Source organism: Ruegeria sp. CE6, assembly GCF_056537485.1.
The window spans coordinates 739,143-762,430 of the sequence record NZ_JBQFRR010000002.1; the positions used below are offsets into that span (position 1 = coordinate 739,143).

Annotated in this window: 22 protein-coding genes; 9 read left to right on the top strand and 13 right to left on the bottom strand. The window is 56.9% G+C overall.

The window, feature by feature from the left end; genetic code table 11:
• Nucleotides 1-126: 126 nt before the first annotated feature.
• From ACR0DK_RS12180 to ACR0DK_RS12200, 5 genes are all read right to left on the bottom strand, one after another.
• A complete protein-coding gene (locus ACR0DK_RS12180; protein WP_170393218.1) occupies nt 127-1,503 on the bottom strand; it encodes a TRAP transporter large permease in 1,377 nt (458 codons plus the stop codon).
• On the bottom strand, nt 1,503-2,180 hold the full coding sequence (locus ACR0DK_RS12185) for a TRAP transporter small permease (protein WP_170393219.1): 678 nt from the start codon (nt 2,178-2,180) through the stop codon (nt 1,503-1,505). Before ACR0DK_RS12185 ends, ACR0DK_RS12180 begins: the two co-directional genes overlap by 1 nt.
• Nucleotides 2,181-2,296: 116 nt before the next feature.
• On the bottom strand, nt 2,297-3,298 hold the full coding sequence (locus tag ACR0DK_RS12190; RefSeq protein WP_480438504.1) for a DctP family TRAP transporter solute-binding subunit: 1,002 nt from the start codon (nt 3,296-3,298) through the stop codon (nt 2,297-2,299).
• Nucleotides 3,299-3,616: 318 nt separating this feature from the next.
• Complete coding sequence (locus tag ACR0DK_RS12195; protein ID WP_170735136.1) at nt 3,617-4,846, bottom strand: sigma-54-dependent transcriptional regulator; 1,230 nt, start codon at nt 4,844-4,846, stop codon at nt 3,617-3,619.
• Nucleotides 4,843-6,576, bottom strand: a complete 1,734-nt coding sequence (locus ACR0DK_RS12200; RefSeq protein ID WP_223118110.1) for a sensor histidine kinase — start codon at nt 6,574-6,576, stop codon at nt 4,843-4,845. Before ACR0DK_RS12200 ends, ACR0DK_RS12195 begins: the two co-directional genes overlap by 4 nt.
• Nucleotides 6,577-6,622: 46 nt before the next feature.
• Between ACR0DK_RS12200 and ACR0DK_RS12205 the strand changes: the two genes are divergently transcribed.
• Nucleotides 6,623-7,804, top strand: coding sequence for a cytochrome P450 (locus ACR0DK_RS12205; protein WP_480736337.1), 1,182 nt, complete (start codon nt 6,623-6,625; stop codon nt 7,802-7,804).
• A 105-nt stretch (nt 7,805-7,909) separates the two neighbouring features.
• Here ACR0DK_RS12205 and ACR0DK_RS12210 read toward each other — a convergent pair whose 3' ends face one another.
• Nucleotides 7,910-8,383 carry an Lrp/AsnC family transcriptional regulator gene (locus ACR0DK_RS12210; RefSeq protein WP_010439761.1) on the bottom strand — a complete coding sequence of 158 codons (474 nt, stop codon included), beginning with the start codon at nt 8,381-8,383 and terminating at the stop codon, nt 7,910-7,912.
• Between the two features lie 245 nt (nt 8,384-8,628).
• On the opposite strand from ACR0DK_RS12210, the gene ACR0DK_RS12215 reads away from it, so the two are divergent.
• From ACR0DK_RS12215 to infC, 6 genes are all read left to right on the top strand, one after another.
• Nucleotides 8,629-8,943 carry a DUF2849 domain-containing protein gene (locus ACR0DK_RS12215; protein WP_170393224.1) on the top strand — a complete coding sequence of 105 codons (315 nt, stop codon included), beginning with the start codon at nt 8,629-8,631 and terminating at the stop codon, nt 8,941-8,943.
• A gap of 65 nt (nt 8,944-9,008) precedes the next feature.
• Nucleotides 9,009-10,673: a nitrite/sulfite reductase gene (locus ACR0DK_RS12220; protein ID WP_480736340.1), complete on the top strand. Its 1,665-nt coding sequence runs from the start codon at nt 9,009-9,011 to the stop codon at nt 10,671-10,673.
• Complete coding sequence (locus ACR0DK_RS12225) at nt 10,663-11,424, top strand: phosphoadenylyl-sulfate reductase (RefSeq protein ID WP_170421362.1); 762 nt, start codon at nt 10,663-10,665, stop codon at nt 11,422-11,424. Before ACR0DK_RS12220 ends, ACR0DK_RS12225 begins: the two co-directional genes overlap by 11 nt.
• Nucleotides 11,421-11,828: a DUF934 domain-containing protein gene (locus ACR0DK_RS12230; protein WP_170393227.1), complete on the top strand. Its 408-nt coding sequence runs from the start codon at nt 11,421-11,423 to the stop codon at nt 11,826-11,828. Before ACR0DK_RS12225 ends, ACR0DK_RS12230 begins: the two co-directional genes overlap by 4 nt.
• Before the next feature lie 105 nt (nt 11,829-11,933).
• On the top strand, nt 11,934-12,767 hold the full coding sequence (locus ACR0DK_RS12235) for a ferredoxin--NADP reductase (protein WP_170405452.1): 834 nt from the start codon (nt 11,934-11,936) through the stop codon (nt 12,765-12,767).
• Between the two features lie 245 nt (nt 12,768-13,012).
• Nucleotides 13,013-13,474 (top strand): translation initiation factor IF-3, encoded by a 462-nt coding sequence (infC, locus tag ACR0DK_RS12240; protein WP_238528775.1) that lies wholly within the window; start codon nt 13,013-13,015, stop codon nt 13,472-13,474.
• A 75-nt stretch (nt 13,475-13,549) separates the two neighbouring features.
• Here the strand turns inward: infC and ACR0DK_RS12245 are convergent, their stop codons facing one another.
• Together ACR0DK_RS12245 and ACR0DK_RS12250 are read right to left on the bottom strand one after the other, a co-directional pair.
• On the bottom strand, nt 13,550-14,866 hold the full coding sequence (locus ACR0DK_RS12245) for an aspartate aminotransferase family protein (protein WP_480736343.1): 1,317 nt from the start codon (nt 14,864-14,866) through the stop codon (nt 13,550-13,552).
• Entirely contained in the window at nt 14,863-15,615 is a 753-nt protein-coding gene (locus tag ACR0DK_RS12250) for a beta-keto acid cleavage family enzyme (protein WP_480736346.1), read from the bottom strand. Before ACR0DK_RS12250 ends, ACR0DK_RS12245 begins: the two co-directional genes overlap by 4 nt.
• A 110-nt stretch (nt 15,616-15,725) precedes the next feature.
• Between ACR0DK_RS12250 and ACR0DK_RS12255 the strand changes: the two genes are divergently transcribed.
• A complete protein-coding gene (locus ACR0DK_RS12255; protein WP_480736348.1) occupies nt 15,726-16,625 on the top strand; it encodes a MurR/RpiR family transcriptional regulator in 900 nt (299 codons plus the stop codon).
• 47 nt (nt 16,626-16,672) lie between these two features.
• Here ACR0DK_RS12255 and ACR0DK_RS12260 read toward each other — a convergent pair whose 3' ends face one another.
• From ACR0DK_RS12260 to ACR0DK_RS12280, 5 genes are all read right to left on the bottom strand, one after another.
• Nucleotides 16,673-17,464 (bottom strand): FAD binding domain-containing protein, encoded by a 792-nt coding sequence (locus ACR0DK_RS12260; protein WP_170510198.1) that lies wholly within the window; start codon nt 17,462-17,464, stop codon nt 16,673-16,675.
• A 95-nt stretch (nt 17,465-17,559) separates the two neighbouring features.
• Nucleotides 17,560-19,920, bottom strand: a complete 2,361-nt coding sequence (locus ACR0DK_RS12265) for a xanthine dehydrogenase family protein molybdopterin-binding subunit (protein ID WP_170510202.1) — start codon at nt 19,918-19,920, stop codon at nt 17,560-17,562.
• A gap of 51 nt (nt 19,921-19,971) precedes the next feature.
• Complete coding sequence (locus ACR0DK_RS12270; protein ID WP_170393234.1) at nt 19,972-20,457, bottom strand: (2Fe-2S)-binding protein; 486 nt, start codon at nt 20,455-20,457, stop codon at nt 19,972-19,974.
• Between the two features lie 156 nt (nt 20,458-20,613).
• The gene (locus ACR0DK_RS12275; RefSeq protein WP_223118117.1) at nt 20,614-21,615 is read right to left on the bottom strand and encodes a molybdopterin-binding protein; all 1,002 of its coding nucleotides are present in this window, start codon (nt 21,613-21,615) and stop codon (nt 20,614-20,616) included.
• Nucleotides 21,612-22,580: an XdhC family protein gene (locus tag ACR0DK_RS12280; RefSeq protein WP_170393236.1), complete on the bottom strand. Its 969-nt coding sequence runs from the start codon at nt 22,578-22,580 to the stop codon at nt 21,612-21,614. Before ACR0DK_RS12280 ends, ACR0DK_RS12275 begins: the two co-directional genes overlap by 4 nt.
• A 206-nt stretch (nt 22,581-22,786) precedes the next feature.
• Between ACR0DK_RS12280 and ACR0DK_RS12285 the strand changes: the two genes are divergently transcribed.
• The gene (locus ACR0DK_RS12285; RefSeq protein WP_170393237.1) at nt 22,787-23,287 is read left to right on the top strand and encodes a hypothetical protein; all 501 of its coding nucleotides are present in this window, start codon (nt 22,787-22,789) and stop codon (nt 23,285-23,287) included.
• The last annotated feature ends 1 nt before the right edge of the window (nt 23,288 follow it).

Consider the following 23,288-nt stretch of genomic DNA (forward strand, 5'->3'; position numbering starts at 1 on the left):
CCCGAATAATCGTCCATGATGGTGAGGTCGTCCTCTGACCCTCAGATATGCGTTTGGGCATCAGTTTCAAGACAAAAAAAACCGGGCGGATTACACCGCCCGGTTCATATGCTCGGTTTAACCGATCTAGTTGGTTATGATCTCAGGCCCCATGAATGTGTTGGGCAGGAATGTCGAAATCCACGGGATATACGTAACCATGATGAGGAAGACGAACAGCACGGCCAAGAACGGCAACGCTGCCTTCACAACACTCATCATCGGCATACCTGCCACGCCCGAGGTTACGAACAGGTTCAACCCGACCGGAGGCGTGATCATCCCGATCTCCATGTTCACCACCATGATAATGCCCAGATGGATCGGATCGATACCCAACTCGATGGCAATCGGGAAGACCAGCGGGGCCACAATGACCAGCAGACCTGAGGGCTCCATGAACTGGCCACCGATCAGCAGGATCACGTTGACCACAATCAGGAAAGTCACTGGCCCCAGACCCGCCGATAGCATGGCGCTTGCGATATGCTGGGGCACCTGCTCATCCGTCAGCACATGTTTCAGGATCAGCGCGTTGGCGATCACGAACAGCAGCGTGACAGTCAGTTTGCCCGCCTCGAAAAGTGTATGCTTGGTGTCGGGGTGCACAAAGGCCGTGATCAACGCATAGGGTTTCTTGAGCAGCGAGATGTTCTGCGCATCCCCTTCGGTGCTGAGCGGACCCATATCCTTGTAGACAAAACTTGCGATCAGGAACGCATAGACGGCAGCAACAGCCGCGGCCTCGGTCGGGGTAAAGATACCTCCGTAGATACCGCCGAGGATGATGACGATCAGGAACAGACCCCAACCGGCCTCGCGTGCTGACGTGAAGACCTCACCCCAACCTTTCCAATCGCCTTTGGGAAGGTTCTTGACCTTGGCCATGACGTAAATGGTGATCATCAGCATCAGACCAGCCATCAAACCCGGAATAACGCCCGCAAGGAACATCCGCCCGACCGAAACCTCCACGGCTGCCGCATAGACCACCATCACGATTGATGGCGGAATCAGAATGCCCAGTGTCCCTGCGTTACAGATCACACCGGCGGCGAATTCCTTGGAATAGCCCACCTGACGCATGCCAGCGATGACGATCGATCCGATGGCCACAACTGTCGCCGGAGACGAACCCGACAAGGCCGCAAACAACATACACGCGAAGACGCCAGCAATTGCCAGACCTCCGGGCAAGTGCCCTACACAAGCGATCGAGAACCGGATGATCCGCCGCGCCACTCCACCTGTGGTCATGAAAGATGACGCGAGAATGAAAAACGGGATAGCCAAGAGTGTGAAATGTCCCTCAAATGCCTCGAACAGCGTGCCAGCGACCGAAGCCAATGAGCTGTCGGAATAGATCAGCAGGAATAGGGTCGAGCTGAGACCAAGTGCCACCGCGATCGGAACTCCGATCAACAATAGGCCAATGACCATCGAGAAAAGTAGTACGACGTCCATCAGTCATGCTCCCCCTGCTGGGCGCGGACTTCTTCGATCTCGTCCTCAACCTCGTGGCTAGCTACAAGGCGATCAGTTTCACCGCGCCAAATCTGTACTGCGACCTGTGCAAAACGGATCACCAGCAGCAACATCGAAAGAGGCAGAACGAAATACGGAACGACCTTGGGCAGTTTCTCGTAATACTCGCCATAGTTGATCATATCTTCCAGAAACCGCAGCGGCGCGACCATCGGGATATCATCAACTTCATAGAAGCTCTGGCTGCGCGCGCTCATGTCAAAGCCGGTCGGAAACCAGCGACCCGAGGTGGGCGGCAGATCGGCAAACACTGCCCAGTAGTCATACGAACCCTTGAGCAGGAGCAGAGAAAACACCAGACAGCAAGCCACGGCTATCAGCGCCAAAACCCGGCGTGGCGCGGGGGCCAGCATGTTCAGGATCGCATCAACACCCAGATGTGCATGCTTTTTCACTGCATAAGACGCACCCAGCAGCACCAACCAACCGAAGGTGAATACTGTCAGTTCCAGCGCCCAAAGAATGTTAGAATTGAATACAAACCGCGCGATCACATTGGCGAAGGTGACAATTGTCATCAGACCCAACAGGCACGCAATCATGGTTTCTTCGATATGGTCGACCAGCCCGCCTTGGCCGGGTTTCGCACCAGACATCTCTCTGTCCCCGCATTTTTTTGATGAGAGTGGTGGGAGTGTGGCGGGCCATTAAGGCCCGCCCAGCCTATGCGTCCATAACTCCCCAGTCCCCGGACGCGTGGCTTGAACCGGGATCAGAACCCGGCGTTGATCGCCTGTGCGGCGTCGATCTTGTCCTGACCAACGTCACCGGCAAATTTGTCCCAGACTGGCTTCATCGCATCGACCCAGGCCTGGCGCTGCTCGGGGTTCAGTTCCCGGATGATGCCCCCTGCGTCAGTGATCGAAGCCTTGGCAGCTTCGTTTACGGAAAAGGCCTCCTTGTTACGGGTCTCGGTCACTTCGGCGAGAATCGTCAGGAATTGATCGCGAACTTCAGGCTCCAGGCTGTCCAGCCAGTCAACTGAGGTTACAACCAGATAATCGATGATACCGTGGTTCGTTTCTGTGATGCCGTCCTGCACCTCGAAGAACTTCTTGCCGTAGATGTTCGACCAGGTGTTTTCCTGCCCGTCAACAACGCCCTGTTGCAGAGCACCGTACACTTCTGAGAACGCCATCTTCTGAGGGCTGCCACCAATTGCTTCCATCTGGGCAACCAATACGTCCGATGACTGAACGCGGAACTTCAGGCCGTTCGCATCCGAAGGATCTTCCAACGGCTTGTTCGCAGACATCTGCTTCATGCCATTGTGCCAGAATGCCAGCCCTTGAAGGCCGCGGCGCTGCATGCTGTCTTTCATCGCCTGACCATCAGCCGAGGCTTGGAACGCATCCACAGCATCGATGTTCTTGAACATGAACGGCAGATCGAACAGGCGGAATTGCTTTGTAAATTTCTCGAACTTCGACAGCGAGGGCGCGGCCAACTGCACGTCGCCCTGCAGCATCGCTTCAAGAACCTTGTCATCGTTGTAAAGAGTGGAGTTCGGATAAACCTCCATGCACATCACGCCGTTCATCTCGTCATTGACGCGCTGCTCAAGCAGCGAAGCGGCGATGCCCTTGGGGTGTTTGTCCGTATTGGTCACATGCGCAAACTTCACGACGATCTCGCCATCATCGCAAGCTGCTACACCAGCGGTCGCTGTCACGGACAGTGCGATTGCGGTTGCTGCCGTTGTCAGGAATTTCATCAGTCTTATCCTCCCAGACTTCCCTAAAACTTCCATCGAGCGCTCAATCAGCGCCGTATGTTGCGGAGTGAACCGAATCGGCTCCTCACTCTCAACATTTTGTTTAGATGTTACTGAAATCTGTTTTTTCCAATTAATTTCTTACTGTTAAATGATGATCGTTATAAATCTGGTGTTTCGGCAGAACTACGCTGTGCGATTTTTCGCACAGGCAGTCAGCACCTTGTGCGAATTTCCGCACAATATCCGAATCGATGCGAGCGAATCGCTCGCTTAAGACGCAGCGCAACCGCGGCTCGCCCTAGCGGAAGTGTTTTGCTAACGACGATAGTCTTCTGGCCTGATGTGGTAGCGGGTCAGCTTGTCATAAAAAGTTTTGCGCGGCAGCTTCAGTGCTTTGGCTGCATCCGCAGCCTTGCCATTGTGGCGCCCAAGGGCTGCAATCAGCAAAGACCTCTCAACCCGCGCCAATTGCTCGCTCAACCCCAGATCAGCGGCCTGTGCAACCTCATCCGGCATCCCCAACACAAACCGCATTGCCGCCGACATCAACGATCGGGCATTGCCCGGCCAATCCTGCGCCATCAACGAGGCCAGATGCTCGGGTGTCACTTCAGGTTCCGCAATCCCGGCCTGCTCAGCGGCCTGCGCCACATAGCGGCGAAAGATGACGGGGATATCCTCGGGCCGTTCTGACAGGGCCGGGATTCGCACCCGCATGACATCCAACCTATAGAACAGATCGGCATTGAATCTTCCTTGTGCAGTAAGTTCAGACAAATCAGCCGTTGCCCCCGCAATGATTCTGGCGTCCGTCCCTTGTTCGATCAGTTCCAGCGCGGCGTATTGCGTGGCATCCGACATCGCCGAGATCTCATCCAGATACAGCGATCCGCCTGCCGCATCCTTACAGACACGCAACAAATCATCCGGGTTCAGGCCTGAGGCAGGGCGTTTGACAAATGGCCCCTGTCCAACCGGAGACATCAGATGGACAACTTCAGCGACCTTTGAAACTCCGCTACCCGCTGGCCCGGTAACCAGTACCTCGGCCCGTGTTGGCGCTACGCTCCGCACTCGCTCACGCAAGGCTTCGGCTTGATCTGACAACCCAAACAGCATGCGTGCTGCGGGATCGCCACGCTCAAGTTCGCGCCGTTGCTCGCGTTCCTGCAGAATTTCTGCGCGCGCTGCGAAGGCTCGCTCGAGTACCGCCAATAAGTCCGCTGCTGCACAGGGCTTTTCCAGAAAATCAAATGCTCCCTGCCCCATGGCCTGTACCGCCATCGGGATATCGCCTTCACCTGTCAGCAATACCACCGGAAGTTCAGGATCAACCTCGCGCGCGTATGCGAGCAGATGAAACCCATCCCGCCCCGGCATGCGAATATCCGAGATGATCACACCGCCGAAGTCACGATGAATATGATCCTTTGCGGCCACGAAAGATCCCGCGGTGACCGGTTCATACTCGGCCAATTCGAGGGTTTGCGCCAAGGCCTCACGTACGGCGGCATCATCATCGACCAAAAGCACTTTGCGGATCATGCTGCCTCATCTTCTTCAAAGGGTTCCAGTTCAACCGTGAATTCAGCACCCTCGTCCGTGTTGGCACCGCGAATATCCCCCCCGAAGCTCTGAACCAGACCGTAGGATATCGACAGCCCCAGACCCATCCCTTCGGACGTCCCAACCGTTTTTGTGGTGTAGAACGGCTCAAACACGCGGTCGGGGTCCTCGATGCCGGGTCCGGTATCCCGCACCGACACGCGAATAGGCTTTCCCCCTGACAGAGTGACCAATATTCTGCGCGTCGGTCGATCGACCATCGCATCCGCTGCATTATTGATTAGGTTGACAAACACCTGCACCAGACGCACCTCTCCACCCCAAGCATAGACCGCAGTCTTTGGCGGCACCCACTCCAACGCGACGTTCTCATCGCGCAGGCGCGCCTCGGTCAATTCTGTGGCAGTGTTCAGAACCTGAACCAGATCAACGCGCCCCATTGGTTCGTTTTCATTTCTCGCAAAGGCCCGCAGGTTCTTGATGATCCGCGCCATGCGTGCGGCCATATCGGAAATGCGGCCCAGATTTTCGCCAGCTCTCTGGCCCTTGCCGCGCTCAAGAAAGGCGGTCCCGTTGTCGGCGAACTGCTGAATCGCCATCAAGGGCTGGTTCAATTCATGACTGATGCCAGCCGACATCTTGCCCAAAGCGCTCAACTTACCAGCCTGAACCAAATCGGCCTGCGCTTGTTTGAGCGCGGCCTCCGCCTCCTGCCGCTCGGCAACTTCGTGGCGCAAAGCGCTATTAGCCGCCGTCAAGGCGCGCGTACGTTGCGCGACCCGGCTTTCCAGCACGGTATTTGCCTCTGCAAGTGTCCGACGGCGTTCCGAGGCCAGAAACAACAAAGCACCAAAGGCGAAACAGATCGCCGCAACCGCCGCCGCCTGCAACCCCGCCAACCGGCGCGCCGGGGCGACATCAACCAGCATCTCTGCGGTCATCGCAATCACCGGAAGATCGAGCGTCAGATGCAGGGCGCGACGGGGCAGATAGCGACCCCAATTGAGCTTCCACACTTCATATCCCGCAATCCGGGTTGAGGCGAAATCGACATTCTCACCTTCTGGTGACATCAGCCCTTGCTGCCCTTGCCCGCGGCGCCATAGTAGCAGATCCGATCGGTTCGAGATAAAGACAACCCCATCCGTATCAACGAAAAACACCGCATCGGTACTGCCGCGCCATGTTTGTTCCACATCCTGCACATCGGCCAGAACCATCAACGCGCCTTCTATTTGGCCCAAATCCCCGAATGATGGGGCCGCGTATGAATAAATGCGGTCACTGCTTGCGTCTTCGACCCCATGTGCGCTGCCCAGGGCCCCCTGCATGGCGCGCTCGAAGGCCGGATGTGCGGACATATCGCGCTGCGTCACCGGTTGGGCCGCGACCAGAACCTGACCCTCCGGATTCAGGTACATAACGTTAACGGCAGCGGTTTTGTCTGCCACATCCAGCAGCACCTTTCGGGCGGCCCGTTGCTGTTCTGATGTTTCTAGCTCCTGCAAAGCAGGATGGTCCGCCATCAAGGCGGCCACTTCCTGATAGACCTGCATTTGAGTGCTCAGACGGTCGGCGGCCAGTTCTAAATCGGCCTCGGCCTTCTCGCTCAGTTGCGACAGGGCCTGACGATAGCCATAAGTCCAGACCGCCGCTGACAGCAATCCGACCGCGCATAAGAAACCGGCTATGATCCAAAAACGTTGCATATCTAGGGTCTTGCATTCAGCAGCCGCCATGGCAAGTCTGCACCGCATGAAGACGCTGACCCAATCCCCGACCGACCCGGCATTCGTGCAAAACCCATACCCCTTTTATGACAGCGCACGTCAGTCGGGCGATCTGTTCTACTGGAAAGACTACGGCCTTGTCGCGGCTGTCTCGCACAAAGCGGTGCAAATTCTGCTGCGCGATCGGCGCTTCGGGCGTGAAATCCCGGCGGAACTTGCAAAACCCGGCCCAGACCATCTTGCACCCTGGCTAGAAGTCGAATCCCATTCGATGTTAGAGCTTGAACCCCCGCGTCATACTCGATTGCGTTCTCTGGTACTGCGGGCGTTTACCTCTCGCGCGATCACGGCGCTTGAGGGGTCCACTGAACAGTTGTGCCACGATTTGATCAAGCAGTTTCCCGCTGGCCCCTTCGATCTGCTGGAGGCCTATTGCACCCAGGTCCCCGTGATCACGATCTGCCGTCTGCTCGGTGTGCCAGAAGACATGGCACCGCAACTGTTGCAGTGGTCGCACGCCATGGTGGCCATGTATCAGGCAAACCGGACGCGCCAGACCGAAGACGAAGCCGTCCGTGCCACACAAGCCTTTACCACCTATCTCGAAGAATACATCGAAAAACGCCGCACTGACCCGCGTGACGATCTGATCACCCGGTTGATCGCGGCAGAGGAAGATGGCGAAAAACTCTCGCGGGACGAACTGATCACGACCTGCATTTTGTTGCTGAACGCCGGTCACGAGGCCACCGTGCACGCTATTGGCAATGGCGTGAAGACTATATTAACGACGGGTACACAGCAGTATGTCCTGGCGCCCGGCACTATCGATAGCGCAGTCGAGGAAATCCTGCGTTTCGATCCACCACTGCACATGTTCAGACGCTATGCCTATGAAGACATTGAACTCTTCGGTCACCGCTTTGCGCGTGGTGACGAAGTTGCCTTGCTTCTGGGCGCAGCCAATCGCGACCCTGCTGCTTGGTCCCAACCCGATACATTCGACCCGATGCGAGATGTAAGCGCCAATACTAGCTTTGGTGGTGGCCTTCACTTCTGTGTAGGCGCTCCGCTGGCCCGGCTTGAGATGCGGATCGCCCTGCCCATCCTGTTCCAGCAATGCCCAAAGCTAGAGCTGACGGCAGAGCCGCAATATTCGGACAGCTACCATTTCCACGGGCTGACCAAACTCATGGTAGCGGTCTGACTTAACATCCTGTCAAGAAACCCGGATCCGTGCTTCATCTGGCCATAAATATCTCGGGGAGTCGCCTTCGGGCGGCGGGGGCGGCGCCCCCATTCACGCTTCATCCTATCCGACAGACTTCAGTGGTAGCATGGTGGTCGATTTGATCTCTTCCATCGAAAGCAAGGCTGTGACGTTGTGCACCCGTACCTCTGAAATCAAAGCCTGATAAAACGCATCATACGCACGCGCGTTCTTGACGCGCACTTTCAGAATGTAATCGATGTCTCCAGCCAAACGGTGCGCTTCCTGAACCTCTGGACGATCGCGCAACGCTTTCAGGAACTTCTGCTGCCACTCAGCCTCATGTTCCGACGTACGGATCAGCACAAAGAATGTGGCCTCAAAGCCCAACGCTTCGGCATCCAGCAATACGGTCTGCTGGCCAATGACCCCTGCCCCCTTGAGCTTGCGAATGCGATTCCAAACCGGCGTCTTGGAGCTCCCTACACGGGCTGCGATTTCGTCAAGCGACTGGCTGGCATCCCGTTGCAGCTCGGCTAGAATTTTCCGATCCGTGTCGTCTATTCGCACCGACATTCCAATTTCCCTTCCAATTCAGAACAAACCTTCTTCCACTCGCCGAAGATAGAACATTTGTCCTTATTTCTTAGCGCATATGGCGATTTGGCGGGAATATTTCCTATATTGGCACACAAGTCAATTCAGTCACGAGATGATCCGATGCAGGTCAAACAAACAAATATGCGCATTCACAAACCCGGCGTCGCCCGAGTTGCGCAATACCCGCACAAAGTCTCGGTTTTCAATAAGGAGCTTGCCTGATGGCCCGCGCTTTTACCCCCAAAGTCGTCACCGCCAACGACTTGTTGGAAGGTGATGTGATTTACCAGACCGAAGATGACCGGTGGTCGCGCGAGTTGTCCGATGCCGAACTGATCACGGACGAAGCCCACGCTCAGGTTCGTCTGCTGGATGCCGCGCGTCAGGCCAACAAGATCGTCGGCGCCTATCTTGCCGACGCGGTGGCCGGAGAAAACGGCCCCGAACCCACCCATTTTCGGGAGGATTTCCGCCGGACTGGTCCGTCCAACTATGCCCACGGCAAACAGGAAACCTCCCCGCAGCCTCGGGCCTGAGCTCAGGCCATTCTCTCTCCCCTTCAAGGCCCCGGGTCCGGGGCTGCAACTAAGGACAGCTAAACATGTATCGCTACTCCGAGTTCGACACAGCATTTTTGGCAGAACGCAACGCGCAGTTCCGTGCGCAGGTTGAGCGTCGCATTGACGGTTCGCTGACTGAAGACGAATTCAAGCCACTGCGCCTGATGAATGGTCTGTATCTGCAATTGCACGCTTATATGCTGCGGGTCGCTATTCCATATGGCACGCTGTCCAGTGCTCAGATGCGTCAGCTCGCTTTGCTGGCCGAGAAATGGGACAAAGGTTACGGCCATTTTACCACCCGTCAGAACATTCAGTACAACTGGCCGAAGCTGAACGACGTGCCGGATATGCTGGACGCACTGGCCGAGGTTGGCATGCACGCCATCCAGACCTCGGGTAACACCATCCGCAACGTGACCGCCGATCATTTCGCCGGTGCCGCCGCGGATGAGGTCGCTGATCCGCGCCCCTATGCCGAACTGCTGCGCCAGTGGTCGACCGACCACCCTGAATTCCAGTTCATGCCCCGCAAATTCAAGATCGCCATCACCGGCAGCGAGAATGACCGCGCCGTGATCAAGGCGCATGACATCGGTCTGCAATTGGTTGAGCGTGATGGCGTTCTGGGTGCCCGCGTCATCGTTGGCGGTGGTCTGGGCCGTACGCCCATGATCGGCAAAGAGCTATCGGAATTCGTCGCCTTTGACGACCTGCTGGCCTATCTTGAGGCCACCGTTTCCGTGTGGAACCAGATCGGCCGTCGCGACAACAAGTACAAGGCACGTATCAAGATCACCGTGCATGAGCACGGCATCGACGCCATCCGTGCCAAAGTGAACGAACGCTTTTTGAAGGTTCGCCCGCAATTCAAAGGCGCGGATATGAGCCTGCTGGACAAAATCAAAGGCCACTTTGCGCCTCCAGCCTTCCGTGATGGTTCGGTTGCCTCGTTCGAGAGTGCCTACACCAACGATCCGGTCTTCCGTTCGTGGGTCGACACCAACATCGCGCCGCACAAGAACGCGGACCACGCGATCGTGACGATCTCGATCAAGAAGCACGGCCAGACGCCGGGCGATGCGACTGCCGAGCAGATGCGCGTGATGGCCGATCTGGCCGAAGAGTTCGCCTATGACGAACTGCGTATCAGCCATGAGCAGAACGTAATCCTGCCGCATGTCCACAAATCCGACCTGCCCACGATCCATGCGAAGCTGAAAGAGCATGAGCTGGCCACCGCAAATATCGGCTTGATCAGCGACATTATCGCCTGTCCCGGTATGGATTACTGCGCACTGGCGACGGCACGTTCGATTCCCGTGGCGCAGGAAATCGCGACCCGGTTCGAAGACCTGAAACTGGAGCATGATATCGGCCACCTGAAGATCAAGATCTCGGGCTGCATCAACGCCTGTGGTCACCACCATGTGGGTCACATCGGCATTCTTGGCCTGGACCGCGCTGGCGTCGAAAACTACCAGATCACTTTGGGTGGTGACGGTACCGAATCCGCAGCCATCGGTGATCGTACTGGCCCGGGCTTCGCCTATGACGAGATCGTTCCGGCGGTCGAGCGCATCGTCGACACGTATCTGGAGCAGCGCGACAGCGCCGAAGAGACCTTCTTGCAGACCTATCGCCGCGTTGGCATGGCACCGTTCAAAGCGGCGCTTTACCCCGAGGCACAGGCCAATGCCGCTTGACCTGATCCAAACGGAACTGGGGGCTGACCGCGCCGAACTGACCGAAAAGGTCGAGGCGCTGAACGCCCGCTTCCGCCACCACAGTGCCCATGATGTGATGCATGGCGCATTGGACGAGATCGAGGAGCTTGCTCTGGTCTCCAGCTTTGGCGCGGAATCGGTGGTGTTGCTGCATATGGCTGCAGTGGTCGACAAGATGACCCCAGTGCTGTTCGTGGACACCCAGATGCTGTTTGCAGAAACGCTGGAATACCAGCAGGAGGTCAGCGAGCGTCTGGGCCTGCGCAATGTGCAGATCATCCGCGCCGAGGATGAAGATGTTCAGCGCGACGATCCTTATGGAGCGTTGCGTCTGCGTGACACCGATGCCTGCTGCAACCTGCGCAAGACCTTCCCGCTGCAGAAAGCTCTGACCGGGTATTGTGGCTGGATCACCGGGCGCAAACGGTTTCAGTCCGGCACCCGTGCCGCGCTGGACTTTTTCGAGGTCGAGGACGGAACCGGCCGGATCAAGGTCAACCCCTTGGCCCACTGGGCGCCCGACGATGTGCGCGCCTATATGGAAGAAAACAACCTGCCCCGGCATCCGCTGGTGGCCAAAGGATACCCCTCGATCGGCTGTGCGCCCTGCACTTCGCCGGTCAAAGAAGGCGAAGACCCCCGCGCCGGGCGCTGGCGCGATCAGAACAAGGAAGAATGCGGCATCCATTTTGTTGATGGAAAAATGGTGCGCATCGGAGAGAAAACATGAACGTAATCGTAAACGACGAGGGCTTTGCCCCCGATGATTGGACCGATGGCTATGTCACGCTGGACGATGCAGCGAATGACGTGGTTGCACTGGATATCGCCTCGGACACTGACCCCGATGAACTGTTTGACCGGCTGGGCAGCGCCCAGATGGTGCGCGTGGACTTTCCATCCTCAGCGGATGGGCGCGGCTTTACGATCGCGCGCGTTCTGCGTCTGAAAGGTTATACAGGTCGCCTGCGGGCAAAAGGCCATGTTCTTGCAGACCAATACGCCATGGCGCGTCGTAGCGGCTTTGACGAAGTCGAAATTGATGACACCTTGGCGAACCGGCAGCCCGAAGATCAGTGGCTGGCCCGGGCCAATTGGCAGGACAACAACTACCAGGCCCGCCTGCGCGGCTGACCCGCCATCGCCAACCTGTGATACGAAAGGGGCAATCTGCCCCTTTTCCTGACTTGGATCAAAGATTAAACGGAGATGTCGGTTTAGCAGACCGGTAGTGAAACGATGACAGAGATGAAACCCGTGAGTGAAGCAACCGCCGTTAAGGCCCCCGTCCTGCCCGACGCCCAGACTGTGACCGAGGTCAAACATTGGACCGACCGCCTGTTCTCTTTCAAGGTGTCGCGCCCTGCATCGCTTCGTTTCCGCTCGGGTGAGTTCGTGATGATCGGCCTGCTGGGCGACAACGGCAAACCGCTGCTGCGCGCCTATTCCATCGCCTCGCCTTCATGGGATGAGGAACTGGAATTCTACTCGATCAAAGTGCAGGATGGCCCGCTGACCTCAAAACTGCAGCACATCCAGCCTGGTGATCAGATCATCCTTCGGCCCAAACCCGTCGGCACGCTGGTGCATGACGCATTGCTGCCCGGCAAGCGCATCTGGTTCTTCGCCACCGGCACAGGCTTTGCGCCCTTCGCGTCGCTGCTGCGTGAACCGCAGACCTATGAGGATTATGACGAGGTTATCATCACCCATACCTGCCGCGACGTAGCTGAATTGGATTACGGTCGCGAGTTGATCGAGAGCGTCAAACAGGACGAGTTGCTGGCCGAACTAATTGGTGACGGTTTCGCCGACAAGATTCGCTATTATCCCACCACCACGCGGGAAGAGAGCCCAAAGATGGGCCGTATAACCGAGCTGTTGAAAGACGGCACCGTATTTGCCGATCTGGGCATCGAAGGTGGTATCAAGCCAGATACTGATCGCGCGATGGTTTGTGGCAGCCTTGCCTTCAACCATGACATCAAAGCAATTCTGGAAGAGTTCGGCTTGCGAGAAGGTGCAAATTCCGAACCCAAGGAATTCGTGATTGAAAAGGCATTTGTGGGCTAATGGGGTTTGCCGGTGGGGTTATCGACACCCTAAACCGGCAAAAACTCACGAAATTCATGGAAAATTCATGCGGCTTGCAATTTATGCCGCTTGAAACACCTCTCAGCCCGGTCTAAATTCCGGGCTCGAAATTCTGCAATCATCAAAGGAATGAACCCATAGCCCGCAGACCTCACAACGCGCCGCCACAGCGAGATACCGGCCCGCGCGTCAATGACAAGATCCGTGCTCCCGAAATTCGCCTGATTGGCGCCGAAGGTGAAAATGTCGGGGTGGTTCATCCCGCAAAGGCCATGCAGATGGCCGCCGATGTCGGCCTCGATCTGGTTGAGATTTCGCCCAACGCGAACCCGCCGGTCTGCAAAATCATGGATTTCGGCAAGTTCAAGTACGAACAGCAGAAACGCGAAAGCGAAGCCCGCAAGAAGCAAAAGATCATTGAGGTGAAAGAGGTCAAGTTCCGGCCCAACACCGACACGCATGACTATGACGTCAAGATGCGCAACGTGTTCAAGTTTCTTGAGAACGGCGACAAGGTCAAAGTCACCCTGCGTTTCCGGGGCCGCGAGATGGCGCACCAGAACCTGGGGCGTGAGCTGCTGGAACGTGTGGCCGAAGACGTCAAGGATCTGGGCAAGATCGAGAACATGCCCAAGATGGAAGGCCGTCAGATGATCATGATGATTGGCCCGCTGCCACAGAAGTAGGTTTTCTTTTTGTAGAATGACAAAAGCCCCTCCGAAATCGGAGGGGCTTCTTTGTTTTCTGGCTTCTCGCCTAAATCAGATCACCGAGGATATCGCCCGATCCAGCTTGTCTACAAGCTCGACCAGTTGGTCATCTTCGATGACAAAGGGCGGTGCTAGGAGGATATGATCTCCGTTGCGTCCGTCACGCGTGCCTGACATCGGGTAACAGATCAATCCCTCGGCCATGGCGGCCTTCTTGATTTTGCCCGCCACGCCACGCGACGGATCAAACGGGGTTTTCATATCTCGATCCTCGACCAGCTCAATCCCTCGGAACAAGCCGAGACCGCGAATATCCCCGACATTCGGGTGCTGACCGAACTTGTTTTCCAGCATGCTCTGCAGCTTATCCCCCATTACACCTGCCCGCGCCGGCAGATCACGAGAGGTAAGTTCCTGTATAACGGCAAGCGCAGCCGCAGTCGCAACCGGATGACCGATATAGGTGTGGCCATGCTGGAAGAAACCCGATCCATCCCGGATCGCATCATAGATTCGACCCGAACACAGCATCGCTCCGATAGGCTGATACCCTGCACCCAACCCTTTGGCGATACAAAGAATATCCGGCGCGACATCGTCATGATCACAGGCAAACAAATGCCCGGTACGACCCATGCCGCACATTACTTCGTCGAGGATCAGAAGAACGCCGTGTTGATCGCAAATTTCACGGATTCGCTTGTAGTACCCCTCGACTGCCGGAACAGCCCCAAGCGTCGCACCAACCACCGGCTCTGCCATGAAAGCCATGACCGTTTCAGGCCCAAGGCGCAGGATTTCTGCCTCCAGCTCATTCGCAACGCGCTGACCATATTCAAAACTGCTCTCATCCTCAGGCTTTTCGGCGTACTCATAGCAAGGAGCGATATGAGTCATCTCGATCAGCATCGGTGCAAACTGCGCCCGCCGCCATTCATTGCCACCCGCCGAAAGTGCCCCCAAAGTGTTGCCGTGATAGCTTTGCCGACGCGCGATCACATGGCGGCGTTCTGGCTGACCGGTTTCCAGATAATACTGCCGCGCCAGTTTGATAGCAGCCTCGGTCGCCTCTGACCCGCCCGAGACAAAATAGACCCGGTCCAGTTCGCCGGGGGCGTGTTTAATCAGCAGATCGGCCAGTGCCTCGGCCGGTGCCGAGGTCATAAAGCCCGTATGCGCAAACGCAATCTGCGCCACCTGATCCTGCACCGCTTTGACCACAGCGGCGTTGGAATGGCCGAGGCATGAAACGGCAGCATCACCACAATCCAGATAGCGACGGCCGGTTGAGTCGATGAGATAACAGCCGTCACCACCAGCGGCCTCAGGCAGTTCCGACTTTGTATGGCGTGGAAATACGTGACTCATGTCGACGTCCTTTTCAGAAGATCAATCAGCGCCGCGACGGATGCGGCATTGTCTGCCCAAGCCTGGCCATCCGGACCGGCAAGGCTGTTCTCAAAACCAACGCGCACATCGCCACCCAGCTGCGCGGCCTTTTGCAGGCACGCATGCTCCTGCCCTCCAAAGGCACAGACCATCCATGGATCAGCGCTGTGCGGAAACACATCCAGATCATTCGGACTCGATTCCTGCGCCGTGGCATAGCGACCAAGGACAAGCAGACGGTCGACCTGATCCGATTTTACCACCCCTTCAGCCTGCCAATGGGTCAGTAACTCAACGTCAGCGACATCATAGAGGATATGCTGAACACGAGTCCCTTGTTCCGCGCACAGAGCGTAGACCTTTGGCGCAAGTTCGGGCGACCGTGCAATCTCGCGCACCGAAATCGAAGCCCAGTCCGGGCGCACATTTTGCAAACAAGCAAGTTGTGCTTGAACGCCGAAAACGCCAGCAGCTTCTGTCGTAATCTGGATGTCCATGTCAGGGGCCGCAGCACGCAGTTCAGCAATGGTTTCGCGATACAAACCCGCATCTAGTGAATGGTTACCTGACTGATCGCGAATATGCAGATGCAGACCTTGCGCACCTGCCCTATGGCACGTTTTCGCGACCTTGACGATTTCATCAGTCTTGATCGGCAGGGCAGGATGATCTCCATGCCCTCGTCGCGCCCCGTTCGGAGCCACCAACACATATGGCCTTCTCGTCATCCTCAAACCAGTCCCAGACATTCCGTCACCTGTTTTTTACGATCCCGAATTAGACACCTCGCTCACGTTTTCAATTTGCAATCTTCATAACATTTGTTTTTTCTTACCAAATGCAACACACCTCATCCCAACTCACCGAGCAGCTTCGGCACGAAATCGACACCCTGCCTCAGCAAATGCAAGCCGCAGCGAAATACATCATCGACCACCCTGGCGATTTCGGGCTCGACCCGGTTCGGCTTACCGCCGAAAAGATCGGTGTCAGTTCAAACGTTTTGGTGCGGTTGGCACAACGCATGGGATTCGACAGTTTTGAGTCGTTCAGACGACCCTTTCGCCAAACCCTTGTCACAGACCGAGAAGATCGGCTGGGTCAGGGCTGGCTGGATCGCATGAAATCGGGGGGCCAATTCAGCGCCGCGCAAGCTGGGTTTGCGCAAAACGAACTGAACGTCGTAGCCCGCTCCTTGCGACTGGCCGATCCTGATTTGATGCAACAGGTCACAGAGTACATGATTGCAGCTAATCGCTGTTTCCTAACCGCGACCCGGGCCAGCTATGCTTTGGCCTACTATCTCCACTATGCGGGTCGGATGGCACACCCAGGATTTCAGCTTATCCCGCGACATATGGGATCAGCCATCGATGATTTGCTCGAGGCCGATGAAGCGGACTGCCTTTTCGCTATTACCGTTCACCCCTATTCCTCTGACACCATACAATCCATGCGTTTTGCGCGTAAACGCGGCATGCGCATCGTGCTATTGTCGGATAGCGACGTCATCGCCCCTGGTGTTAACCCTGACATCGTGCTGCCTGTAAGTACCCGCGCGCAACATCACTTTTCCAGCTTCTCCGGAGCGATGGCAGTGCTTGAATGCCTGCTGGGTCATCTCTTTGCCGCCGGGGGATCAGCCGCGCGTGACCGCGTGGAACGCTATCAGACGGCACGAGAAGACACCGGCGCCTACTGGCGCCCCGCCAAGCCCCCAAGAGTTCGGAAAGAATAAAGAGCCCCGGCTTTCACCGAGGCTCTCAAAGCTGATTAACAATCAGATCAGCTGCAAGCTTCGACAGCCCGTTTCGTCATAACAGTGACCAGATGCGCCCGATACGTTTTGCTCCCGTGCAGATCACCAATCATGTTCATCGGATTGATGTGCAGCCCCATCAAAGCGTCCGCGCGGAACTCTTTGTTCAGGGCCTCCTCAGCCTCTGCCCAGCGGAAAACTCCGTCCTCGCTTGCGCCGGTTACTGCAACCCGAACGCCATTGGCGAACCGAGCGAGATAAACCCCGACCAACGCAAACCGAGACGCGGGCTGCAAAAACTTCTGATAACTCGCCGCCTGAGGCACAGGGAAACGCACCGAAGTGATAATCTCGCCCTCTTCCAGAGCTGTCGTAAACATGCCCTGAAAGAAGTCATCCGCCGCTATCTGGCGATTATTGGTGACAATGGTCGCGCCTGAACCCAGCACTCCCGCCGGATAACAGGCCGCTGGATCATTGTTGGCAATCGAACCGCCAATAGTGCCACGATTACGCACCGCAGGATCACCAATCTGGCCGGCCAGCGCTGCCAGCGCCGGATAGTTACCAGCAGCTTCAGCGGCCACATTTGCGTGGGTTGTTGCACCGCCTATCGCTACCGAGCCATCATCCTCGACGCAGACCCCTTTCATTTCAGCGATTCCGTTGACCGAAACCAGCTTGGATGGCGCGGCCAACCGCTGCTTCATTGTGGGGATCAGGGTTTGCCCACCCCCCAATGCCTGTGCATCCTCAACTCCCAACGCAGTAACCGCGTCAGCGATGGTCGAGGGTTTCTCAAACTCGAAATTGTACATTTCGTTCTTCCTTTCCGAAAAGCGCGGATCCGCCCTTCATCTGGCTATAAATATCTCGGGGAGCGCGAGGGGCTGGCCCCTCGCACCCGAACCTCTCAACCATGCATTGCTGTCCAAACACGCGACGGGCTCATCGGCATGTCAATGTGATCAACAGCCTTACCACCCGAATTCAGCGCATCCAGAACCGCGTTGACGACGGCAGGTGGCGAGCCAATCGCACCAGCCTCGCCACAGCCTTTCACACCCAGCGGGTTGTGGGTGCATGGCGTCTGGCTGGAATGGTCGACCGCGTAGAACGGCAGATCATCAGCACGCGGCATCGCGTAGTCCATGAAGGATGCGCTCAGCAACTGGCCATTCTCGTCATAGGCGCAGTTTTCCAACAACGCCTGACCGATACCCTGACCGATACCGCCATGTACCTGACCATCCACAATCATCGGGTTAACGATGTTGCCAAAGTCATCCGCAGCGGTGAAGGCTTCGATGGTCACCTGTCCAGTCTCGGGATCCACCTCAACCTCGCAGGCATATGCCCCCGCCGGGAAGGTGAAGTTGGCCGGGTCATAAAATGCGGTCTCCTCCAGCCCCGGCTCAACCTCCAATGGGAAGTTGTGCGGTACATAGGCTGTCAGAGTCACATCACCCCAGGCCACCGACTTGTCAGTGCCCGCGACGCTGAACTGACCGTCCTTCAGCTCGATATCGGCCTCGGACGCCTCGAGCAGGTGGGCCGCGATCTTCTTGGCCTTGTCGATCACCTTTTCGGTCGCCTTAACCATGGCCGAACCACAGACCGCCAGCGAGCGTGAGCCATAAGTGCCCATGCCGAACGGGATCTTCGAGGTGTCGCCATGCACAATCTCGACCATCGACTCATCGATGCCGATCATGTCGGCCACAACCTGCGGGAAAGCGGTCTCATGCCCCTGCCCGTGGCTATGTGCACCAACCATGACACTGATAGAACCGGTGGCGTTTACCCGAACCGTAGCTGCATCATAAAGACCCGCCCGGGCCCCCAGCATGCCGACGATGTTCGAGGGCGCGATGCCGCAGGCCTCGATATAGCAATTGACGCCTAGGCCACGCAGCTTGCCATTGGCCTCGCTTTCCGCCCGTCGCGCGGCAAAGCCAGCCAAATCAGCAGCAGCTTCAAGCTTATCCATCGTTCCGTTGTAATCCCCGGTGTCGTAGGTCAGCGCCACCGGTGTGTCATACGGGAACTGGGTGATGAAATTCTGGCGACGCAGGGCGATCGGATCGACACCCAGTTCACGCGCCGCCTTGTCGATGACGCGCTCCAGCTGATAGGTCGCCTCTGGCCGACCCGCACCGCGATAAGCGTCCACCGGCACTGTGTTGGTGAACATTGCCTTCACATTCACCTGAATGACCGGCGTCTTGTAGTTGCCCGCCATCAGAGTGCCATGCAGCCAAGTCGGAACCGAGCTTGAGAAGGTCGACAGATACGCGCCCAGATTGGCGTAGGTGTTGGTGCGAAGGCCTGTGAAGTTATTGTCCGCGTCCAAAGCGAGCTCAATCGTGCTGACGTGGTCGCGGCCCTGCGCATCCGACATAAACGCCTCGGACCGGCTGGCGGTCCATTTGACCGGACGGTTGCAGGCCTTGGCAGCGAATGTACAGAACGCCTCTTCCGCGTAGTGGAAAATCTTCGTGCCAAATCCACCACCAACATCAGGCGCTACAACACGCACTTTGTGTTCAGGCAAGCCCAGAACAAATGCGCACATCAGCAAGCGGATCACATGCGGGTTCTGCGAAGTGGTGTAGAGCGTGTACTCATCCGTACCCCGGCTGTATTCGGCCACCGCAACGCGCGGCTCCATCGGATTCGCAACCAGACGGTTATTGATCAGGTCCAGAGTGGTGACATGGGCCGCGTTGGCAAAAACCTCATTGACCTTGTCATTGTCTTCTTCGCCTAGATGCCAGTCATAGCAGATGTTGTTCTTCAAATCCTCATGGATAAGCGTCGCGCCATCCTGCGCTGCGGCTTTCATATCCAGCACGGCAGGGAGCTCTTCGATATCCACTTCAATCGCTTCCGCCGCATCTCGGGCGAGTTCAAGGCTGTCCGCGACAACGGCCGCGATGGGATCGCCTACATGTCGGACCTTGCCTTGCGCCAGAATGGGATGCGGTGGTTCTTGCATCGGGGCGCCATGACGGTCGGTTACTTCCCAGCCGCAGGGCATTCCGCCCACGCCTTCAAAGTCCTTGCCGGTGAACACCTTCACAACCCCCGGCAAACCCTCGGCGGCAGATGTGTCAATGTTGGTGATCCGGCCATGCGCGATGTCGGACCGTAGGAAATGCACATAGGCCTGGCCATGTACGTTGATGTCGTCGGTGTAATTGCCTGCTCCGGTCAGAAAGCGTACGTCCTCGCGCCGCTTGGAACTGGCTCCGATGCCACTGTCTTTGGGCATTGCTTGTTCTCCTCCGTGGAAAAGAATTTTCGTCGAAAATTCTTAACCGCCTCACTCGGCGGCGATGCTGGAAACGTCTTGACCCGATGCGGCCATGATTGCCTTGACGATGTTGTGGTAGCCTGTGCACCGGCATAGGTTACCCTCAAGGTACTTGCGAATTTCGCCTTCGGTCGGGCGCGGGTTATCCTTGAGCAATGCTGCAGCGCTCATCACCATGCCCGGAGTGCAAAAACCACATTGCAGCCCGTGATGATCCTGAAAGGCCTGTTGGATCACGTTCAGCGTGCCATCTTCGGCCGCCTGCCCCTCGATCGTGCCCACATCCGCGCCGTCTGCTTCCAGCGCCAGCATGTTGCAGGATTTGACCGCCTCACCATTCACGTGCACCACGCACGCGCCACATTGAGCCGTGTCGCAGCCAATATGTGTGCCTGTCAAATTCAGGTGGTCGCGTAGAAATCCGGATAATAGAGTCCGCCCTTCAACATCACCGCTGACGGCAACGCCGTTCACGGTCATTGAGACCTTGGTCATAAGATCCTCCCCTTTTTTTGGCTTATTTGCTAAGCCAGAGTTAAACACGGTAAATTTCGTTTGAGAACAAAAATATTTGCCTGATTTTTCCGCAGTTTCGCTGATCAGCCTTCTAACAATGATGCGTCCACCAAACAGGGCAAAATTGCCGTTGCGTCATTTACTCTTGGCAGCGCGGGGCTGTGGCCGCGTCGGGATTTCTTTTAGCAGCCCACCGACACCCATCCCTGCGATGTCCGCGCCCGTCGTTTCGATTCCGCAAGCAACGCGGGACAAGACCCAATCCGCCCCGTTCAATGCTGGTGAGCGCGCGCATCCGGGCAAACCGATAATGGGGCGCCCGCCGGAAGATCCCAAAAACAACAGGTTCCCCGGATCGACCGGCATTCCAAACCGGTCGACGATACCCCCCGCTGCCCGCACAGAAGCAGGCGCCACATCATCTTTATCCGACGTGGCCGATCCGGTCAGGATCATGACGATCTCACCCCGAATGGCCGAAATCGATGCTGTTAAGTCGCCCATCCGATGCGGCACCACCTGAACATCTGACAGATTCATACCCAAAGCCTCAACCCGGCTACGAATAGCAGCGATACCTTTTTCATTAGATGGCCCGCCAGCAATGTCGGTAACGATGAGACCCGCGTTTTCGTATTTGGGCACCGATAACCGAATAGCGTCCTGCGCATGACGGGCCGCACTCTCAACGTCGGATCGAGGTACGGCATAAGAAATCACCTTGATCGTCGCGACCATGCCGCCAGCCGCCATCTGCTGATATTGCGGCACCGTGGCAACCGTGATCATCGGGTTGACCTGATTGAACTTTTGCAAGGCATCGGTATCCAGCACCGCGACGCCTGGTCCATTTGCTAAAAGGTTGACCCGGCCTGTAAAGGCTTCGGTGACACGCAGATTTGCCTGTGTGGGACTTGGTGCAAGCGCTTCTGCCAGCAGCGCTGCGGCTTCGTCCTCATGGCAATCACCTTGCTCCAGTCTGGCGACTGTGACCTCGGTCAGACCGGCTTGGTGCAACTCGGCTATGTGCTCGGACGCAAGCGTTATACCTTTCCTAAGCTTGCGGTTTCCCGCTTTGACGGAATGGGCCAATATCGCGCCGTTGGCGTCGGAAACGGGTACAGGACCAAACTTCACGCTCTGCCTCGCAGGACCGCCGTCATCTGCGCAAGGATCGCAACGGCTATCTCAGACGGTCCAGCCGCCCCGATATCAAGCCCAACAGGTCCGTGAATCAGTGAAATCTGGTCATCGTTGAACCCGGCCTGCTTCATCCGCTCCACGCGTTTGGCATGTGTGCGCTTAGATCCGAGTGCGCCGATGTAGAACACATCGGCCGCCAAACCGGCCTGAAGCGCGGGGTCATCAAGTTTGGGGTCGTGGGTCAGCAACACAAGCGCCGTGCGCGAGTCGAGACCCAGCTTTGATACAGCCTCATCCGGCCAATCCGTAAGGATGGTTTCTCCGGGAAAACGTGCGTCCGATGCGAAGGCCTCGCGCGGATCTATAATCGCCGGGTCATAACCCGCGATCCGGGCCATCGGCACCAGAGCTTGGGCGATGTGCACCGCTCCCACCACTATCAACCGTAACGGTGGGTTGTGGACAGCGACAAAGGTCTGCCCATCCTCTTCGAACCCGGACCTGTCCATACGCAAGCGTTCGGAATAGGCATTTCGGCGCAACGCGCGCTGGCCCGTCTCGACATTGACTTCATAGGCCAAGGGTTCGCGCCGCGCCCGTGCCGCGACCAGTTCGGCCAGCATTGGTTCGGGCAGGACCTTGCCGACCGGTTCAACCAAAACCCTGATCGTACCGCCGCAAGCCAGACCGACGGCAAACGCATCCTCGTCGCTTACACCGAACTCTAGCAGCCTTGCCTCGCCTTCATCTATGGCTTCCAGCGCTTCGACGATCACGGCACCTTCGACGCAACCACCAGAAACCGAGCCTTCGATCCGACCATCGCCCGCAATGACCAACTGCGCGCCTACACGGCGCGGCGCGCTGCCCCAGGTCTCAACCACAGTGGCCAAAGCCGCGCCCTTCCCGGCGCGATACCATTTTAGTGCGGTTTCCGGGCTGCTATCGAATCGTTCCATTTAGACCTCCGGCCTTGCTTGGGTTCAACATAGTCAGCTTTGGAGCAATGAAAAGCGCTCAGCGGGTCGATCTTGTGGCGCTAACAAGCCGATTTTGAACTCACATTCACAAATTGTTGAATGTTGGAAGGCGTCATTCTAGCCTGCATGCGATTCCGGGGCCTATTCGGGATCGTCCCAACATATTTCATAGCGGAGACAAACAGTTGAAACGCATTCTTACACTCGGAGCAGCGATCGGCCTGTTGACTGCCAGCACCGGCTGGGCTGACACATTTCTGAAATACGGTGAGGTCGAAGGCTGGAAGGTTTTCATCGATCAGGACAAGAAATCCTGCCTTATCGAAGCGGTTGATGACGCTGAAAATGTCGTACAGATGGGCCTGACCGAAGATCGCGGCGTTGGCTATGTGGGCGTCTTCACCAAAGCCGAGACCAACATCAAGAAAGGCGAGAAAGAGGCCGTCGCCATCCTGATCGGAGACAATATCTATGTTGGTGAGGCCACCGGCATGAAGGGGAACATCACCAAGGGTTATTCGGGCGGATATGTCCTGTCGGACGACCCTCAGTTCGCGGATGACCTTGCCAAGAAGAAGGTAATGGTCGTGTTCCCGGAAAAAGAGTTCGCCTTCACCGTCGATCTGACCGGCACTTACAAAGCCATGGAGATGGCACGGAAGTGCAATGAAGAGCAGCTTTCGTAAC

Bases quoted from the DNA above. Each gene is read 5' to 3' on its own strand.
- ACR0DK_RS12180 (WP_170393218.1), bottom strand. From the start codon at position 1,503: ATGGACGTCGTACTACTTTTCTCGATGGTCATTGGCCTATTGTTGATC.
- ACR0DK_RS12185 (WP_170393219.1), bottom strand. From the start codon at position 2,180: ATGTCTGGTGCGAAACCCGGCCAAGGCGGGCTGGTCGACCATATCGAA.
- ACR0DK_RS12190 (WP_480438504.1), bottom strand. From the start codon at position 3,298: ATGAAATTCCTGACAACGGCAGCAACCGCAATCGCACTGTCCGTGACA.
- ACR0DK_RS12195 (WP_170735136.1), bottom strand. From the start codon at position 4,846: ATGATCCGCAAAGTGCTTTTGGTCGATGATGATGCCGCCGTACGTGAG.
- ACR0DK_RS12200 (WP_223118110.1), bottom strand. From the start codon at position 6,576: ATGCAACGTTTTTGGATCATAGCCGGTTTCTTATGCGCGGTCGGATTG.
- ACR0DK_RS12205 (WP_480736337.1), top strand. From the start codon at position 6,623: ATGAAGACGCTGACCCAATCCCCGACCGACCCGGCATTCGTGCAAAAC.
- ACR0DK_RS12210 (WP_010439761.1), bottom strand. From the start codon at position 8,383: ATGTCGGTGCGAATAGACGACACGGATCGGAAAATTCTAGCCGAGCTG.
- ACR0DK_RS12215 (WP_170393224.1), top strand. From the start codon at position 8,629: ATGGCCCGCGCTTTTACCCCCAAAGTCGTCACCGCCAACGACTTGTTG.
- ACR0DK_RS12220 (WP_480736340.1), top strand. From the start codon at position 9,009: ATGTATCGCTACTCCGAGTTCGACACAGCATTTTTGGCAGAACGCAAC.
- ACR0DK_RS12225 (WP_170421362.1), top strand. From the start codon at position 10,663: ATGCCGCTTGACCTGATCCAAACGGAACTGGGGGCTGACCGCGCCGAA.
- ACR0DK_RS12230 (WP_170393227.1), top strand. From the start codon at position 11,421: ATGAACGTAATCGTAAACGACGAGGGCTTTGCCCCCGATGATTGGACC.
- ACR0DK_RS12235 (WP_170405452.1), top strand. From the start codon at position 11,934: ATGACAGAGATGAAACCCGTGAGTGAAGCAACCGCCGTTAAGGCCCCC.
- ACR0DK_RS12245 (WP_480736343.1), bottom strand. From the start codon at position 14,866: ATGAGTCACGTATTTCCACGCCATACAAAGTCGGAACTGCCTGAGGCC.
- ACR0DK_RS12250 (WP_480736346.1), bottom strand. From the start codon at position 15,615: ATGACGAGAAGGCCATATGTGTTGGTGGCTCCGAACGGGGCGCGACGA.
- ACR0DK_RS12255 (WP_480736348.1), top strand. From the start codon at position 15,726: ATGCAACACACCTCATCCCAACTCACCGAGCAGCTTCGGCACGAAATC.
- ACR0DK_RS12260 (WP_170510198.1), bottom strand. From the start codon at position 17,464: ATGTACAATTTCGAGTTTGAGAAACCCTCGACCATCGCTGACGCGGTT.
- ACR0DK_RS12265 (WP_170510202.1), bottom strand. From the start codon at position 19,920: ATGCCCAAAGACAGTGGCATCGGAGCCAGTTCCAAGCGGCGCGAGGAC.
- ACR0DK_RS12270 (WP_170393234.1), bottom strand. From the start codon at position 20,457: ATGACCAAGGTCTCAATGACCGTGAACGGCGTTGCCGTCAGCGGTGAT.
- ACR0DK_RS12280 (WP_170393236.1), bottom strand. From the start codon at position 22,580: ATGGAACGATTCGATAGCAGCCCGGAAACCGCACTAAAATGGTATCGC.